13 protein-coding genes are annotated in these 15,926 nt (G+C 61.0%); 7 read left to right on the top strand and 6 right to left on the bottom strand.

Going from position 1 to position 15,926, the window contains the following annotated elements; all coding sequences use genetic code 11:
- The first annotated feature begins 32 nt into the window (after positions 1 to 32).
- Complete coding sequence (locus tag KZ772_RS15515; RefSeq protein WP_290537412.1) at positions 33 to 389, top strand: roadblock/LC7 domain-containing protein; 357 nt, start codon at positions 33 to 35, stop codon at positions 387 to 389.
- A 172-nt stretch (positions 390 to 561) separates the two neighbouring features.
- The gene (locus tag KZ772_RS15510; RefSeq protein WP_290537411.1) at positions 562 to 2,376 is read left to right on the top strand and encodes a S8 family serine peptidase; all 1,815 of its coding nucleotides are present in this window, start codon (positions 562 to 564) and stop codon (positions 2,374 to 2,376) included.
- Positions 2,377 to 2,580: 204 nt separating this feature from the next.
- Here the strand turns inward: KZ772_RS15510 and KZ772_RS15505 are convergent, their stop codons facing one another.
- Genes KZ772_RS15505 through KZ772_RS15490 form a run of 4 tightly spaced genes read right to left on the bottom strand, consistent with a single transcriptional unit; the run spans position 2,581 to position 7,176 of the window.
- On the bottom strand, positions 2,581 to 4,086 hold the full coding sequence (locus tag KZ772_RS15505; protein ID WP_290537410.1) for an FAD-binding domain-containing protein: 1,506 nt from the start codon (positions 4,084 to 4,086) through the stop codon (positions 2,581 to 2,583).
- The gene (locus KZ772_RS15500) at positions 4,083 to 5,507 is read right to left on the bottom strand and encodes a DASH family cryptochrome (RefSeq protein WP_290537409.1); all 1,425 of its coding nucleotides are present in this window, start codon (positions 5,505 to 5,507) and stop codon (positions 4,083 to 4,085) included. The genes KZ772_RS15505 and KZ772_RS15500 overlap by 4 nt, the downstream gene beginning before the upstream one ends.
- The gene (locus KZ772_RS15495; protein ID WP_290537408.1) at positions 5,504 to 5,659 is read right to left on the bottom strand and encodes a DUF2256 domain-containing protein; all 156 of its coding nucleotides are present in this window, start codon (positions 5,657 to 5,659) and stop codon (positions 5,504 to 5,506) included. Before KZ772_RS15495 ends, KZ772_RS15500 begins: the two co-directional genes overlap by 4 nt.
- Positions 5,656 to 7,176 carry a cryptochrome/photolyase family protein gene (locus KZ772_RS15490; protein WP_290537407.1) on the bottom strand — a complete coding sequence of 507 codons (1,521 nt, stop codon included), beginning with the start codon at positions 7,174 to 7,176 and terminating at the stop codon, positions 5,656 to 5,658. Before KZ772_RS15490 ends, KZ772_RS15495 begins: the two co-directional genes overlap by 4 nt.
- Positions 7,177 to 7,295: 119 nt before the next feature.
- Here KZ772_RS15490 and KZ772_RS15485 point away from each other — a divergent pair, with 119 nt between their 5' ends.
- A complete protein-coding gene (locus tag KZ772_RS15485) occupies positions 7,296 to 7,601 on the top strand; it encodes a hypothetical protein (RefSeq protein ID WP_290537406.1) in 306 nt (101 codons plus the stop codon).
- A gap of 51 nt (positions 7,602 to 7,652) precedes the next feature.
- On the opposite strand, the gene KZ772_RS15480 is transcribed toward KZ772_RS15485, so the two are convergent.
- Positions 7,653 to 10,235 (bottom strand): EAL domain-containing protein, encoded by a 2,583-nt coding sequence (locus tag KZ772_RS15480; protein WP_290537405.1) that lies wholly within the window; start codon positions 10,233 to 10,235, stop codon positions 7,653 to 7,655.
- 199 nt (positions 10,236 to 10,434) lie between these two features.
- Between KZ772_RS15480 and mtgA the strand changes: the two genes are divergently transcribed.
- From mtgA to KZ772_RS15465, 3 genes are read left to right on the top strand one after another with little or no spacing between them, the layout of a single operon-like run.
- Positions 10,435 to 11,169: a monofunctional biosynthetic peptidoglycan transglycosylase gene (gene mtgA, locus KZ772_RS15475; RefSeq protein WP_290537404.1), complete on the top strand. Its 735-nt coding sequence runs from the start codon at positions 10,435 to 10,437 to the stop codon at positions 11,167 to 11,169.
- Positions 11,166 to 12,497 carry an META domain-containing protein gene (locus KZ772_RS15470; RefSeq protein ID WP_290537403.1) on the top strand — a complete coding sequence of 444 codons (1,332 nt, stop codon included), beginning with the start codon at positions 11,166 to 11,168 and terminating at the stop codon, positions 12,495 to 12,497. Before mtgA ends, KZ772_RS15470 begins: the two co-directional genes overlap by 4 nt.
- Before the next feature lie 30 nt (positions 12,498 to 12,527).
- The gene (locus KZ772_RS15465; RefSeq protein ID WP_290537402.1) at positions 12,528 to 13,217 is read left to right on the top strand and encodes a type 1 glutamine amidotransferase; all 690 of its coding nucleotides are present in this window, start codon (positions 12,528 to 12,530) and stop codon (positions 13,215 to 13,217) included.
- Between the two features lie 182 nt (positions 13,218 to 13,399).
- Here the strand turns inward: KZ772_RS15465 and KZ772_RS15460 are convergent, their stop codons facing one another.
- Entirely contained in the window at positions 13,400 to 15,079 is a 1,680-nt protein-coding gene (locus tag KZ772_RS15460) for a 2-isopropylmalate synthase (protein ID WP_290537401.1), read from the bottom strand.
- 302 nt (positions 15,080 to 15,381) lie between these two features.
- On the opposite strand from KZ772_RS15460, the gene KZ772_RS15455 reads away from it, so the two are divergent.
- Entirely contained in the window at positions 15,382 to 15,876 is a 495-nt protein-coding gene (locus KZ772_RS15455; protein ID WP_290537400.1) for an Lrp/AsnC family transcriptional regulator, read from the top strand.
- Positions 15,877 to 15,926: the final 50 nt, after the last annotated feature.

The raw sequence follows: 15,926 nt of genomic DNA, 5'->3' as shown, positions 1-15,926 counted from the left end.
ATCCTTAGAGCCGTCACGGATGGATAACAATAATGAAACTCAGCACCCTCACACCGCCCCTGCAGGCACTCCACGATTCCTCCGATGACATCCTGCTGGTATCGCTGATCAGCCATGATGGTCTGCCGGTGGTGCATATTGGGGAGGGGCTGGATTATGACGAGCAGAGTGCGTTGTTCTTCGAGATGAAGAAAGCCTGTGACCGGGTACTCGACGGGTTACGGCTGGGGCATAGCGAGGAAATATTCATCCGTTGCCGGGAAGGGTGTATCTGCATCTGGCCGGTGGGCGACATGGTGTTTGCCTGTATGGCACGGCCATCGGTGAACTCCCAACATATGCAGATGCTCGCCTGGAAAACCGTATCGGCACTGGGAGGACTGGTTTAGCCCTTCACTCACCCCGCCTTCACACCCAGATCACAAAACGGCTCAGCCCCAGTGATCACAAGCCCTCCAGCCCGTTGAACTCCTTTCAACGCAACAAAAAGACACAGCCTCACCATAGAGAGATACGAGCGTACTAATTAGCGTCGGGGCACGACTTCGTGGAGGGATTTTCATGCAGAGAAAAACAGGTCTTGGCGCCCTGCTGGCGGTGCTGCTGGGCGGTAGTGTACTCAACCCGGTGTGGGCAGACGATACGCCGTCTTTTGCGTCACAAACGCAAAATGAAATCATCGACAATCAATACATCGTGACCCTGGCCCCGGACATTATTGAGCGCCTTGGAGTCACGGACCTGACCACGGCCATTCGCACCCTGCTGGCCACGGTTGGCGGCGGTGAAGTGCTTTATACCTACCAACATGCGCTTACCGGGATGACAGTGCGGTTAACAGATCTGCAGGCTACCTTGCTGGGCCAGCTGCCCGGCGTGATCGGCCTGGAACCGGACCGTCAGGTGCAGGCCATCGCCACCCAGGCGAACGCTACCTGGGGGCTGGATCGCATTGACCAGCCCGCCCTGCCGCTGGATGGCAGCTACCAGTACCCCAACAGTGCCGGCGATGATGTCACCGTTTATGTGATTGATACCGGCCTGCGGGCCAGCCACAACGAATTCAGCGGACGCGTCAGCCCGGGCCGCAACTTTGTCAGCAGCGGCGGCTTCCTGTTTGGTGGCGGCAGCGTGGATCCAGCCAACACCAATGACTGTAACGGCCACGGCACCCATGTGGCGGGCACTGCCGTGGGCACCGTGTACGGGGTGGCCAAGCAGGCGCAGATTGCGCCGGTGCGGGTACTGGACTGTAACGGCAGCGGCAGCAATTCCGGTGTGATCGCCGGGGTGGACTGGGTGGCCGGCAATCACCGCAAACCGGCGGTGGCCAATATGTCTCTGGGCGGAGGCAACTCAAGCGCTCTGGATACGGCGGTACGCAACGCCGTGGCCGCCGGGGTGAGCATGGTGGTAGCCGCCGGTAACGATAACCGCGACGCCTGCAGCGGCTCTCCCAACCGGGTAGCCGAAGCCCTGACTGTGGGGGCTACCACCCGCACCGACCAACGCTCCTCGTTCTCCAATTTCGGTGCCTGTGTGGACCTGTTTGCCCCGGGCAGCGACATTACCTCGGCCTGGTATCAATCTGACACCCAGACCGCACGCCTGAACGGCACTTCCATGGCAGCGCCCCACGCAGCGGGTGCAGCCGCCCTGTATCTGGCAGCCAACCCCAGTGCCAGCCCGCAGCAGGTATTCACTGCGCTGGAGGATGGCAGTGCTACCGGCATGATCAGCAATGCGGGCAGCCAGTCCCCCAATCGCCTGTTGCAGGTGGATGAAGACGATGGCGGCACCGTGACGGACCGCCTGCCCACGGCCGCGTTCACCGCCCAGTGCAGCGGCACTGCCTGCCAGTTCGATGCCAGCGGCAGCAGCGATGACAATGGTGTGGCTGCCTGGGACTGGACCCTGGGTGATGGCAACGTCGCTAGCGGCGAGCAGATCAGTCATGACTACGGCACTGCCGGCAGCTTTACCGTGACCTTGACCGTTACCGACACCGCCAACCAGACCGCCAGCATCGACAAGAGCGTGACCAGCGAAGACACCAGCAATCCCTGCCCCGAGTGCACCCGCTATGAGGGCAGCCTGGGTAACGGTGGCTCCACGACTCTGCCGTCCGGAGGCTTCAGCTACGGTGGCGGCAATGTACAAGCCTTCTTGTACAGCCCTGCCGGTGGTGCCTTCTCGCTGGCACTGGAGCAACGTAGCTGTTTCCTGTTTGCCTGCAGCTGGTCCCAGGTGAGCAGCGCGCAACCGCAGAACGGCGTGGCCGAACTGAGCGGCTCGGTGGGCAGTGGCACTTACCGTTGGCGCGTGACAGCGGAAAGCGGCTCCGGCGCTTATACGCTGTTGGCAAGCCCGCGTTAAACACGCCTTGCCCGGAAACGAAAAACCACCGCTTGCGGTGGTTTTTTCGTTTCGATATGCGCCAGTAGAACCCGGCGGCGGGCCTTCACCCGGTGAGGAGGTGATAAGGAAAGGCTGGATCTCGGGGTAATACGGCCATGGCGTTAAAGATTTCCGGTTGGATCGTTACCGCGTTTCTTCAATCGCCAATACCTCCCCGCCTTGTCAAAACAGGGACAACTGCGACTTGTCCGGCTTGCCGCCACGGCGCGACCGGCGACGTCGACTACCGTGACGCTGGTTGACCATCCGGCTCTCGTCCCGGAAGCCTGCCTGTTGGCGAGCTTCCGCCAGATGCTTGCGGGCCTGCCTCGCTGCTGTCTCGAAACACACCAGCGGTGCCGGGTAATCCTGCCCGATCACCACGCCGGCGTCCCGTTGCTGGCGCGGGCCCATCTGCCAGGGCTGATGAATCCAGGTGGACGAGACCTTGCCCAGCTCGGGGACCCAGCGGCGAATAAAGGTGCCATCCGGGTCCAGTTTGCGGGCCTGCAAGGTGGGGTTGTACATGCGCAGCGCATTGATGCCGGTGACGCCGGCCTGCATCTGTACCTGGGGGAAATGGATGCCCGGCTCGTAATCCACAAACAGGCGCGCCAGATGCAGCGCCGGTTCCCGCCAGTGCAACCAGAGCGGGTAACAGGCCATGGACACCAGCATGGCGCGCATGCGGAAGTTGATCCAGCCATGGTGGTGCAGATAACGCATGGCCGCATCCACCAGCGGCCAGCCGGTGTGGCCGCTCTGCCAGGCCGACAACCACTGCCGGTTAACCGGCCCATCGCGCAGGTTGCGCAATAGCGGATGCACGCTGCAGGTCTCCATGGACACCTGGTCTTCCAGTTTCTGGATAAAGTGGCAGTGCCACCACAGGCGCGATTCAAAGGCGGACAGCCCCGCCCGCAGGGCCGGGTCATCCTCCTGCTCCAGCGCCTCCCAGGTCTCCTGCACCACCCGGCGCAGGCTCAGACAGCCCCAGGCCAGATAGGGGCTGATGCGCGCGCCGCAGTGTTCCGCTTTTTGCGGCGCACTAATGCCGCCACGATAACCCCGTGCCCGTCGCTCAAGAAAACTCTGCCAAACCGGTTCCGCCGTATCGGTGCCACCATGCTGACGCCCCGGGCAGTCGGAACGGTCTGCACCTCGGGCGATGCGCAAATCCGGCCAGGGATCGGCGGGGGCTGCCGCCTGAATAGTGGACGGCAGCGTAGCCAGCGGTCGGGTCATGAAATCCTGCCAGTGTGCGCCCCAGTGATCCCGGTCCAGACAGGGGCGTTGAACACCAAAAGGCGCCTCCTCATGCCACGGCACCTGCTGCTCCCGGCACCACTGCTTCACGGCCCGGTCGCGGGCGTAGGTCCAGGCGCCGCCGTATTCCTCGTGACTGTGCAGCACCATGTCACCAAACCGTTGCTGCAGGCCCGCCAGCACGGTGACGGCCTCCCCTTCCAGCACCCACAGGGGCAACCCCAGCCGGGCCAGTTGCCCGCGCAGATCGCGCAGGCTTTCCGCCACAAAACGCCATTGCCGAAGGCTGGTGTCCGGCTGCTGCCAGTACGCCGGCTCCAGGATATACAGCGGCAACACCGGGCCCTGCCGACAGGCACGGGTCAGCGGGCCGTGATCATGTGCGCGCAGGTCGCGCTTGAACCAGACCACTTGCACCGTCATGCCAGTGTCCGATCCACAGCAAGAAGCGGCAGCATGGCCGCCGGGTAATCGGGCAACGGATCCGCCTGACCAAAGGTGAAGTGCAGTGACAAACACTGACGCGCAGAGAGTCCCCGCAGGGCGTGCAACCAGTAATGCAGATGCTCGCCCCGGGGATCGTACTGCTGGCACTGGCGGGTGGGACTGAAGCGTCGACCGCCGCGAGCATCGTGGCCCACCCCGGCGATGTAGGCCCAGTTGCCCCAGTTGGAAGCCACATCATCGTCCACCAGGTAATGCTGAAACCAGCGGGCGCCCCGACGCCAGTCCAGCCCCATATCGTTGACCCAGAAGCTGGCCAGGTTCTGCCGCCCCCGGTTGGAGGCATAGCCTGTGGTCATCAGTTCGCGCAGGTTGGCATCGATAAAGGGCAGCCCGGTCTCGGCTTGACACCAACGGTGCCAGTACTCCCCCGCCAGCGAGGGTGCCGGTTCCGGTCGCCGCGGAGCCTGATCATTGAGCCCGGCATAATGAAACACCCGCGCACCGTGTTCCCGCAGCGACCAGTGATAGAACTCCCGCCACAGCAATTCCACCCGCAGCCATTCACTGCCCGGGTTGGCACCCTGAACGGCCTCATAGTCGAGAATGCGCTGCCAGGCCCGCCTCACAGACACATTGCCCCAGGCCAGGAAGGCGCTCAGACGGCTGGAGTAGTGCTCGCCAATCAGCTGATTTCGAGTCTGCTTGTAGTGGTCTACGCTGCGGCTTTCAAACAGATAATGCTCCAGCCACTGCAGACCGGCCTGCTCGCCACCGCTCAGGGAAAAATAGTCGCGGGGATTGCGCTGCCAGTGCTGGCAGCGTTTCTCCAATCGTTCGCGGGCCGGTTCGGCGAAGGCTGGAGGCGGCAGACGTTGGGCGGCAATAAGGGACGGCGCAGGACCGTCCGGCACCGTGACCGGTACACCGTCCCGGGTCTCCACCTTGCGCCGGAAACGGCTGAAGGTGGCCGGGAACGATCCCTCCCAGGGCAAGGCCTCGGCGGCAAGCAAGGTCTGGGTCTCTTCCTCGACAACCCGGATGCCGGCCTGTCGCAGTGCGGCAATCATGGCGACTTCTTCCGGGGCCTGGGCCACCGCGGTAACCACCTGCAAAGGCTGGCTGGCATGCCAGTGGCCAAACAGGGTTACCGGGTCCGCCCGCAGACACTGCAGGACCAGACCGCGTTGCGCCAACTGCGCCTGCAAGTCGTCGAGGCTTTCCAGCAGAAAGGCGGACTTGGCCGGGCCCAACCGATCCATGCCGTCCGCGTCCGCTTGCAACCAGTGATCGGGCAACAGATACAGGCCCAGCATCGGCTGCGACAGGCTGGCCGCCCGCTGCAGCAGCGGCTGGTCTGCCACGCGTAAATCCTGACGGAACCAGACCACGGTAATCATTGTGGCCTCCCCTGACGACGACAGCGTTCACTGCAGTACACCACCTGCTCCCAGTGCCGCGCCCATTTGCGACGCCAACTGAAAGGCCGCTGGCAGACCGGGCAGGTCTTCTCCGGCAGCGCCGCCTTGTTGCCCTTCCAGCCGCGTCTCACAGAGCCTCCGGGTCCGCCAGCAACTGCTCCGCCCGATCGAGCATGGCGCTGACCTTGGCCGGGTCCATGCGATCCAGGTTGCGATAGATCATGCGCATACGGTGGTTATTCTGAAACTGGCTGCGGTGGCGGTGAATGAAATGCCAGTAGAGGCTGTTGAACGGGCAGCTGTCATCATCACTGGCGGTTTTGACGTTGTACTGGCAGTGCTTGCAATAGTCGGACATGCGATTGATGTAACTGCCGGACGCGGCGTAGGGTTTGCTACCCAGATAGCCGCCATCCGCATGCATCACCATGCCCAGGGTGTTGGGCAACTCCACCCAGTCGTAGGCATCTGCATACACCTCCAGGTACCACTGGCAGATGGCCTCCGGCAGCACCCCCAGCAGCAAGGCAAAGTTGCCGGTGACCATCAACCGCTGGATATGATGGGCATACGCGTGGTCCAGGGTGTTGCGCAGTGATTCCGACATGCAGTGCATGCGCGTGTCGCCACTCCAGTAATAACCGGGCAGCGAACGCTGATTGTTGAGCCGGTTTTCTGCGGCGTAATCCGGCATCAACAGCCAGTAGATACCCCGCACATATTCCCGCCAGCCCAATATCTGGCGAATGAAGCCCTCCACCGCATTGAGTGGCGCCTGACCCTCCCAGTAAGCCTGCTCAGCGGCCTGACAAACCGCCAGCGGGTCCAGCAGGCCAATGTTCAGATACGGCGACAGCAGACTGTGGAACAGGGTGTCTTCGCCGGTGACCATGGCATCCTGAAAATCGCCAAAGTGCGGGAGTCGTTGTTCGATAAAGTGTGCCAGCGCCTGCTGTGCCTGGGCGGCGGTGGTGCCCCAGCGAAAATCGGTCAGGTTGCCGATGTGGTCGGGGAAGTGCTGCTCCACCAGCGCCAGCACGTCCGCGTCGATGGCATCGCGAGGGAAAGAAAGGTCCACGGGCAAGGGGACCTCCCCCTTGTAGGCCTTGCGGTTGCTGGCATCGAAATTCCACTGCCCGCCCACCGGCTCGTCCCCTTCCATAAGCAGACCGGTAAGACGGCGCATTTCCCGATAGAAGAACTCCATGCGCAGCTGTTTTTTGCCGCTGGCCCAACGCCGGAAGAAGGCTGGGGCGCAGAGGAATCGACTGTCTTCCAGGCAGGTGACGGGGCAAGACAATTGCTCGAGCCACTGCTTGTCGATCTGCTGCTGCAGACGGTATTCGCCGCAATGGGTCACCACGAGCTCTTCAGCGGATTCACAGACCGGCACCAGCACATCGAGCAGACTGGTGTGGTCATGATCGCCATAGGCAAGGTAATCCAGTTGCCAGCCCGCCTCGCGCAGGTCCGCGGCGAAGTGGCGCATGGCGCTGAAGACAAAGGCAATCTTCTGCTTGTGATGGCCCACGTAGGTGGCCTCGGCAGGCACCTCCGCCATCACCAGCCGGTCATGGTTCTTGTCCAGTGCCTGCAGCGTGGGCAGGGACAGGCTGAGCTGATCACCCAGAATGATTCCGACTTTCACGACCTCTCCCGCAACATCACAAAGCTTTAGGATGCCGTCAGGGGAGTGGCCACCGGGTGAAGGAACCCGGCCCGGGTGAGCCGGTCCCACCCGGTAAGGAACAGACAGGGAGAAACCCCATGGTGCGAATCGTATTGATAGCTGCCGGTCTGTTGGTCGGCGTCGTGCATGCCGAGGGTTATGACTATATCCGTGGTGATGATGTCTATGAGGAGAACGATAACTACGGGGTGGATTATGACGGCCTTAGCAGTGTGCCGCAGACCCGGCTTCACGGCAGCACTAGTGGCGATGATGCCGCTGGGCGACTCAAGCAACAGATCCGGGAGCTGCAGAAAGAAACCACGCAACCCTCCATGACCCGGGAACTGGAAACGTGGAAGGCGAACGACAGCCTGACGCCGCCCGCCATGGGTAAGGAGTAAGCCCTCATTGTTGGCGCCTGACGAACATGGCGCCAACACGTCGTGCCGGATTCAAGCGTCCCGATTCACCAGTCGCAGTTGCTGTCCCGGGAGTAACGAGGATGCCACCAGTTGCTCGAACAGCATGGTCAACGGTTGGGGCCGACCAATGGCATAGCCTTGGACAAAGTCTACACCGGCCTGCTCCAGCACCGGGATCATGGCGATATCTTCCACGTATTCGGCCACGGTTTTCACACCCAGCCGGTGGGCTACTTCGCTGATGGATTCGACAATGGTGCGATCCAGACTGGAATAGAGCAGGTTGCGCACGAAACTGCCATCGATCTTGATGAAGTCTACCTGGAAGTGCTTGAGATAATTGAACGAGCTGAAGCCACTGCCAAAGTCATCCAGCGCCACCTTGCTGCCCTTCTGTCGAATCCGCGCCAGCAATTCGCTGGCACTGGACAGCTGATTGACCACAGTGGTTTCAGTGATCTCGAAGGTAAGCCGCTCGGGCGCCACCGTGGTGCGATCAAGCAGGTTTTCCAGAAACGGAATAAAGGTGGGATCATCCAGGGAGGTGGCTGACAAATTGATCGCCAGATGCAGGTTCGGCAGGGCAGCCAGTTCTTCGCTGAGCGTGACCAGCACCTGGGTGAGCACCCAGCGATCAATGTGCGGCATCATCTGGTAGCGTTCCGCCGCGGGGATAAAGGCACCGGGGTTGAGAATGTCGCCATTGCGGTCGCGCAAGCGCAACAGGATTTCGTAATGGGAGGCATCCGTTTCCCCGCCGATCGGGCGGATTTCCTGGGCATAAAGCAGAAAGCGATTCGACTCCAGGGACTCGCGCAGACCCGCCGCCATCTGTAATTCCAGGTGCCGGCGAGAGGCTTCGCTGTCATCCGGGGTGTAAACCGAAACCCGATTGCGTCCCCGGTGTTTCGCGGCGTAGCAGGCCACGTCTGCCCGACTCATGGCCTCTTCCACGCTGATCAGATTAGCATCCAGTTGCACCAGACCGACGCTGGCGCCGATATCGTAGAGAGAATCTTTCCAGGCGAAACGGATGTCTCCCAGGGCGGCGATCAGCCGTTCGGCAATCTGCACAGCCTTGTCAGACGGGCAACCGCGCAGCAGCAGACCAAATTCGTCGCCGCCCAGCCGGGCCACCACATCCCCGTCGCGAATCTGACGACCAATAACCCGGGCACATTCACGCAACAGGGCATCACCGGCCACATGCCCCGCGGTATCGTTAACCACCTTGAAGCGGTCCAGATCGATAAAGCACAACACGCTATGCTCAGCGATGCCGTCATCCAGTGTCTGCTGCAGGGTATTTTCAAATTCTCGCCGGTTGGTCAGGCCGGTCAGGGCATCATGGGTAGCGTGGTAGCGCAGCTTCTTCTGCATGGCCCGACGGGGGCTCACATCACGAAACACCATCACCGCCCCTTTCACTTCACCCTCCGCGGTTTTCACCGGCGCGGCAGAATCCTGGATTTCATAGCGGCTGCCATCGCGGCTCAGCAGAAAACAGTCCTCGCGCAGAAAGCACATGTCACCGCCGCGCAGGGCCACGGCAATGGGATTGGTCAGTGTTGGCCGCCCCTCCTCATCACTGAGCTGTAGCACCCTATCCACGGGCTCACCCTCGGCATCCTCTTCCCGCCAGCCAGTTAACGATTCTGCCACTGGATTCATGAAAGTAATCCGCCCGCCTTGATCCGTGGCGATAACCCCGTCGGCAATGGAGTTGAGGGTCACCCGCAGGCTTTCCTTCTCGTGGGCCAGAGAGTGTTGCATGGCCCGTTCGGCGGTCACATCCCAGTTGGTGCCCACCATCACTGGCACCTTGTCCGGACCGATCAGGGTGGTTTCCGCCCGGGCACGGATATAGCGCTCCTCGCCTGCGAGAGTGAGGATGCGGAACTCACCGTCCAGCTCGCCAGGGGCCTCCATCACCTGCTGCAGCCTGGGTCTCAGCAGGGCCAGGTCATCCGGGTGAATGCGGTCGTACCAGATTTTCAGAGTGCCATCGCCCTCCTGCCCGGGTTTGACACCGTACATCTCGTAGATGCGCTCATCCCAATCCAGCTGACCGGTTATGGTGTTGTACTGCCAGATACCCACCCCTCCTGCGGAGAGAGCCAGTTGCAGCTGACGGCGACTTTCCGCCAGCGCATGCTCTGCCTCCTTCTCGGCCTGGATATCCTCGCACTGAACAATCAGATAGCGAACGCTATCGTCTTCACACACACCGGCAATGGACAGGCGCACCCAGACCAGCTCACCAACCCGGGTGACATAGCGCTTTTCCAGGCGCAGGCTGTCTACCCGGCCCGCCAGCAAAAAACCCAATTGCTGCAGATCATCCTGCAGGTCATCCGGATAGATCAACTGCTGAAAGGTGCTCTCTAGCAGCGCCTCTTCCCGGTACCCGGTAAGCTGACAAAGAGCCCGATTGACCGCCAACCATCTGCCATCCGGCCCCATCAACGCCATGGCAATGGGCGAATACTCCATGGTCAGACGGAAGCGTTTCTCCCGTGCCGCCAGAGCGATTCGAGCCCCCCTCTCACGGCGAAAAAGAATGATCGCCAGGGCCAGTGCCCCCAAGGCTGCCCCAATCAGCAAATCCTGCATGGCTCACGTCCGTTGTCGGTTATTGTTATCCCCTGTTCACTTTTTGAACTGGCTGACCCTGACTTGCCAGCCTCACCTGACAAAACCGGAACTTTCACCGACAATTGGGGGACTATCAGTGGGCCGATGATCCGAACATTCGCCCGCGGCTAGTCCGTCGCTGCCCGCAAAGGAGTATCGCCTAACCGGCTTGCAGACCATGACGCTCCGATACCGCATCCTACAATGCCTGGCCCTGCTGTTTGTGGCCTTTACCCTGTCCCAGCTCTGGTACCTGGGTCAGGTGCTGCGCCTGCAGCACCACAACCCGGAGGGCAGCGCCTATATGCAGCGAGCCAAGGCCCAGGGACAGGTACAACAGCACTGGCGCGACTACGATCAGATCAGCGATTACCTGAAACGCTCGGTACTGATCTCCGAGGATGCCCAGTTCACTAACCACAGCGGCTTCGACTGGCAAGGTATCCGTTACGCCCTTCGGCGCAACCTGGAGGCCGGCAAGCCAGTGGCAGGCGGCTCCACCATCACCCAGCAACTGGCCAAGAACCTGTACCTTTCCGGCGCCCGCAGCTATACCCGCAAGATTCAGGAAGCCATGATCGCGCTGATGCTGGAAGTCGGCCTGAGTAAACGTCGCATCCTTGAGCTGTATCTGAATGTGGCCCAGTGGGGTCACCAGATTTACGGCGCAGAAGCGGCGGCCAGACACTACTTCAAGGTCAGTGCTGCCGAGCTCAGCATCGACCAGGCAGCACAACTGGCAGCCATGCTGCCGCGCCCCAATTACTATGATTTCAAGGGCCCGACCGATTATGTACAACAACGGGCCAAGTGGATTCAGGAACAGATGGCACTGGTGCGCATCCCCGATCCGGGGAACCTGCCACTGCCATCCACGTCTGATCCGGAACCCCTTCAAGGAACCCCGCAATGAAGCAACTTGCAGTATTTTGCCTGACCGGCCTGGCCCTTCTGGGTTGTACCGATAATGACACCAGCCCCCCGGCCTCGCCACCGGCCACTGAGGACACCAGCAACCCGCTGGTGGGTGCCTGGCAAAACGGCGAACAGATACTGGTGCTGGAGGAGAATGGCGATTTTTATCTCCCCGCCGACAGCCAGCGACAGGGCCTGACCTGGGAAAATGACGATAGCGGCTTCGCCTTCCGCTATCTGGATAACAGCCGCCTGGCGGTGGAAACCCAGCATGCAAGCGGCGAACAACAGCAGGACACACTCAGTCTGAGCCCAGCCCCCCCCTCTGACGGGGAGGAACAGCAAGTCGACAGCCCCTTGTTCAGCGGCGACTATCAACGGGCCAACGACGCCGTGGGCCATCTGAGCGGCAAGGTGAAACTTCCAGAGAATAGTGAACTGCCCGACAAGGCGGTGCTGACAGTGTCCCTGCTCACCAGCAACGACGACACCGTGATCCGCCGCCTGATCCCCCTGACCAGCGATGCACTCAATCAACCCTTCCGGCTTTACTACCCGGCCACCGCAGTGAACACGGATAACACCTATCAGGTGAGCAGCCAGATCCTCGCTGACGGTGGCTTGTTCTTCCAATCCGAGGCCACCCCACTGAAATTTAACCGGGGGCAGTTTGCGGACATCACCCTGCCGCTCAGTGCAGTGATGACTGCCAGCGAAACCCTGCGCGGCGCTCTGGTGTATCAGTACGGCACCACCAGCCTGATCCTCTGCAACACGGATCGCCGCCTGCAACTGGCCGGCCCCCAGCGCGACGACCTGATTGACGCCTTTGAGGCCGCCCGTGAGTACCCCTTGCAGCCGCGCGTGGCCACGGTCAGCGGCCTGCCACGCAAGGTCCCCGGTGCGCAGGAAGGCAGCACCCAGAATGGCATCATCGTGGAAAGCTATTCCCTGGAAAGCGGCAATGACAACTGCCGCCTGCCCGGCGCGAATCTGACCAATACCCGTTGGCAGCTCAGCGCCCTCGGCGACGAGATCGTCGATGCCAATAGCGAACAACAGCCTTACCTGACCCTGGATAGCGACGGCAAGGTGCACGGCAACGCCGGCTGCAACGGACTCAACGGCAGCTACCAGCATGACGACAACAGCCTCTCTTTCGGGCCCATCGCGACCACCCGCAAGGCCTGCCCGGACATGGAAGGGGAACAAGCCTTTTTGCAGGCCCTGAAAGCCGCCTCCGGTTATCGTATCGACGGCGAGTTGCTTACCCTGTTTGATGACAACAACCAGCCGCTGGCCGGCTTTCAGGCCATCGCGCTGTAACCGCCCGTTTTAGCGTTAAAGGGAAAGACCATGCGCATCCATTACCTGTCCCACGTCCCATTCGAACAACTGGGCGCCATGGACGCCTGGTTCCGGGAGCGCGACATCAGCATCAGCCAATCGCTGTTGTTTCAGGGCGAGCCACTCCCTGACACCGGCGAGTTTGATGTGCTGGTCGTCATGGGCGGCCCCATGGGAGCGGATGATGACGGCAGCCATCCCTGGATGGCCGCGGAAAAGGCCCTGATTCGCGACAGCATCGCCGCCGGCAAGAAAGTCCTCGGCATCTGCCTTGGTGCACAACTGATCGCCCGGGTGCTGTGCGCCCCGGTAACCGCCAACCCGGACAAGGAAATCGGCTGGTTTCCGGTCTACCCCACCAGCGCCGGCAAGTCCGACAGCATCGGCAAACTGTTTGCCGGCGCCCCGCCGGTGCTGCACTGGCACGGCGACACCTTTGCCATTCCTGACGGTGCCGTGCACCTGCTGGAAAGCAAAGGCTGCCCCAATCAGGCATTTCGTTACGGGGATAATGTGCTGGGCTTACAGTTTCATCTGGAACTACAAGCCGACAATGCCGCAGCACTATGTGATGCCTGCCCGGAAGACCTGGCTGACGGCCCCTGGGTGGAGCCCCGCGCCAGCATGCTGGCGGATGGGCAACGGTTTGAGGATGCAAAACAACTGCTGGGGCGGGTGCTAAACGCCTTTCTGGTCTAACGCTGGAGCCATACCTCATGGCCCAGAAGAAAAAGCATATTTACCACAGAGAGCACAGAGCTCACTGAGCAAAAGCCCCTTCCATGTGTTCCTTACACCCTACAAAAGCAGAAAACCGCACCCCCAACCAGGGGGCGCGGCCTCTTCGTTTTCAGCTCAGTCGACGCGACCCCGCGCCGCTGTTAACTATTCACTATTAACTGTTCACTACCTTCCTGCACCCTGCCCACTGCCGACAGAATCGCCTGCAAGGCCGCAGCAGTAGTATCAGCCGCAGTGGCTACGGCACTCTGCACCGTTTCCCCTACCTGCACCCGCACACAGGCCATGGCGTTGGCTTCAGTGCTGTCGCCCAATGAATACTCATCGAAGGACACCACTTTCACTTCACCTCCGATACGTCGGTTAAGCGCATCCACCAGGGCCGACATGGCGCCGTCGCCCCGGCCGGACAACAGCGTCACCGGCTGGCTGTCATCACCGATGCTGATCTGGGCCTGCACCGCATCGTTCGAACGGTTCAGGTCATAGGAGCGCAACATCCAGCCCAGTGGCACGTTCAGGTAATCGCTGTTGAAGCGACGATGGACCCGTTCGCTGGTGATCTCGCCGCCGTCTTCTTCCGCGTCTTTCTGCACCACCCCGGCCAGTTCCTGCTGCAGCCAGCGCGGCAGGTCGATGCCGAAATCCCGCTCCAGCACATGGGCCACGCCGCCCTTGCCGGACTGGGAGTTAATGCGCACCACTTCCTCATAGCGCCGCCCCACATCTGCCGGGTCGATGGGCAGATAGGCCGCCGTCCAGATATCTCCTTCTTTATAGCGGGCGAGACACTTGCGGATGGCATCCTGGTGGCTGCCGGAGAACGCGCTGAACACCAGGTCACCGGCATAGGGATGACGCGGGTGAGTCTGGATATCGGTAATCTCTTCCACCAGGGCGACGATCTCCTTCATCCGCGAGAAGTCGATTTGCGGGTCGATGCCCTGGCTGTAGAGGTTCATGCCGGCGGTGACCAGGTCCATGTTGCCGGTGCGCTCGCCATTGCCGAGCAGGGTGCCTTCCACCCGGTCGGCGCCGGCCATCACGGCCATCTCGGCAGCGGCCACGCCACAGCCACGGTCATCGTGGGTGTGCACACTGATAATCACATGTTCGCGGTGTTGAATGTTGTCATGCACCAGCTCCACCTGGTCGGCGAACACATTGGGGGTGCTCACTTCCACGGTGGCCGGCAGGTTGATGATCACCCGCTGCCCCTGATCCGGACGCCATACTGCGTTCACCGCATCAATCACTTCGATGGCGAAATCGGTTTCCGTGGCGCTGAAGGTTTCCGGGGAATACTGGAAGCTCCAGTGGGTGTCCGGCTGCTGCGCAGCACAGTCACGCACCCATTCGGCAGCGCGCACCGCGATGGCCTTACAACCGGCCTTGTCCACGCCGAACACCTGCTCACGGAAGGTGGGCGAAGTGGCGTTGTAGATATGCACGATGGCGTTCCTGGCGCCCTTGAGCGATTCAAAGGTGCGGGCGATCAAGTCTTCCCGGGCCTGGGTGAGCACCTGGATGTGCACGTCATCCGGCACCAGGTCTTCCTCGATCAGGGCCCGGCAGAAGTCATAGTCAATCTGGCTGGCAGACGGGAAACCCACCTCGATTTCCTTGAAGCCCAACTCCACCAGCATTTGAAAGAAGCGACGTTTCTGGGCCACGGACATGGGCTTGATCAGCGCCTGATTGCCATCGCGCAGGTCCACCGCCGCCCACAGCGGGGCTTTCTCGATACGCTGGCTGGGCCAGCGACGGTCGGGTTTGTCGATGACAGGAAAAGGCTGGTATTTGCGATGATCAAAGCTCATGTCGAATCCTCAAAGTAAAAAGGGGCATTACCTGCCCCCCGCGGTGAATTCCCAACCCAATCCGAGGGATGACTGCGGGATTGGGCTAACAACTCGTTATCTGTGATCTCGGGTATCGATCAGAGCGCCGGTAGGCACCGGTGGCCGCGAAGAGTGGCGGGCCGCTTTTGACGGCTCACATCATCGCCCCACGAGAGATACTTTACGGCAGCAAACCGGCAATGTGCTTGCTTTTTCCATCCATTCCCGGCCATATAAGCAATATTATTGCTCACAAATAGCAAAAATCAGGATTTACCCACATGAAAGCAAAGGAACTGGCAAAACTGGACCGCACCGACCTGCGCATCCTGGAAGCGCTGCAGCACAATGGCGGGCTGACTAACCAGCAGCTGGCGGAAACCGTGGGGCTATCACCCTCCCCCTGCTCCCGGCGGGTACAGAAGCTGGAAGCCGCCGGCATTATTCTCAAACGGGAAACCGTGCTGGACGCCCGTAAACTGGGCCTGGACCTGACCGTGATCATCCAGATCAGCATGGACCGCCACACCCCGGAACGCTTCGCCAACTTCGAGGAAAAGGTAGCCAGCTACCCGGAAGTGCAACAGTGCTACCTGGTCACCGGCCAGGAAGCCGATTATCTGCTCAAGGTGGTGGTGCCGGACATCGATGGCTACCAGCATTTCCTGCTCAACAAGATCACCCGCATCGAAGGGGTCAGCGGTGTACATTCCAGTTTTGTCATGCGACGGGTGGTGGATACGGCGGCACTGCCGTTGAATTATGTAGAGAGTTAAAAGCTACGAGCCTCTAGCTACGAGCTACGAGAGAAAGACTAAATTCGAAA

Source organism: Alcanivorax sp. (genome assembly GCF_019431375.1).
GTDB classification, from domain to species: Bacteria; Pseudomonadota; Gammaproteobacteria; order Pseudomonadales; family Alcanivoracaceae; genus Alcanivorax; species Alcanivorax jadensis_A.
Note: the sequence above shows the minus strand (reverse complement) of the source record. Positions and strands in the feature narration are given on the sequence as shown.

Bases quoted from the DNA above. Each gene is read 5' to 3' on its own strand.
- KZ772_RS15515 (WP_290537412.1), top strand. From the start codon at position 33: ATGAAACTCAGCACCCTCACACCGCCCCTGCAGGCACTCCACGATTCC.
- KZ772_RS15510 (WP_290537411.1), top strand. From the start codon at position 562: ATGCAGAGAAAAACAGGTCTTGGCGCCCTGCTGGCGGTGCTGCTGGGC.
- KZ772_RS15505 (WP_290537410.1), bottom strand. From the start codon at position 4,086: ATGACGGTGCAAGTGGTCTGGTTCAAGCGCGACCTGCGCGCACATGAT.
- KZ772_RS15500 (WP_290537409.1), bottom strand. From the start codon at position 5,507: ATGATTACCGTGGTCTGGTTCCGTCAGGATTTACGCGTGGCAGACCAG.
- KZ772_RS15485 (WP_290537406.1), top strand. From the start codon at position 7,296: ATGGTGCGAATCGTATTGATAGCTGCCGGTCTGTTGGTCGGCGTCGTG.
- KZ772_RS15480 (WP_290537405.1), bottom strand. From the start codon at position 10,235: ATGCAGGATTTGCTGATTGGGGCAGCCTTGGGGGCACTGGCCCTGGCG.
- mtgA (WP_290537404.1), top strand. From the start codon at position 10,435: ATGACGCTCCGATACCGCATCCTACAATGCCTGGCCCTGCTGTTTGTG.
- KZ772_RS15470 (WP_290537403.1), top strand. From the start codon at position 11,166: ATGAAGCAACTTGCAGTATTTTGCCTGACCGGCCTGGCCCTTCTGGGT.
- KZ772_RS15465 (WP_290537402.1), top strand. From the start codon at position 12,528: ATGCGCATCCATTACCTGTCCCACGTCCCATTCGAACAACTGGGCGCC.
- KZ772_RS15460 (WP_290537401.1), bottom strand. From the start codon at position 15,079: ATGAGCTTTGATCATCGCAAATACCAGCCTTTTCCTGTCATCGACAAA.
- KZ772_RS15455 (WP_290537400.1), top strand. From the start codon at position 15,382: ATGAAAGCAAAGGAACTGGCAAAACTGGACCGCACCGACCTGCGCATC.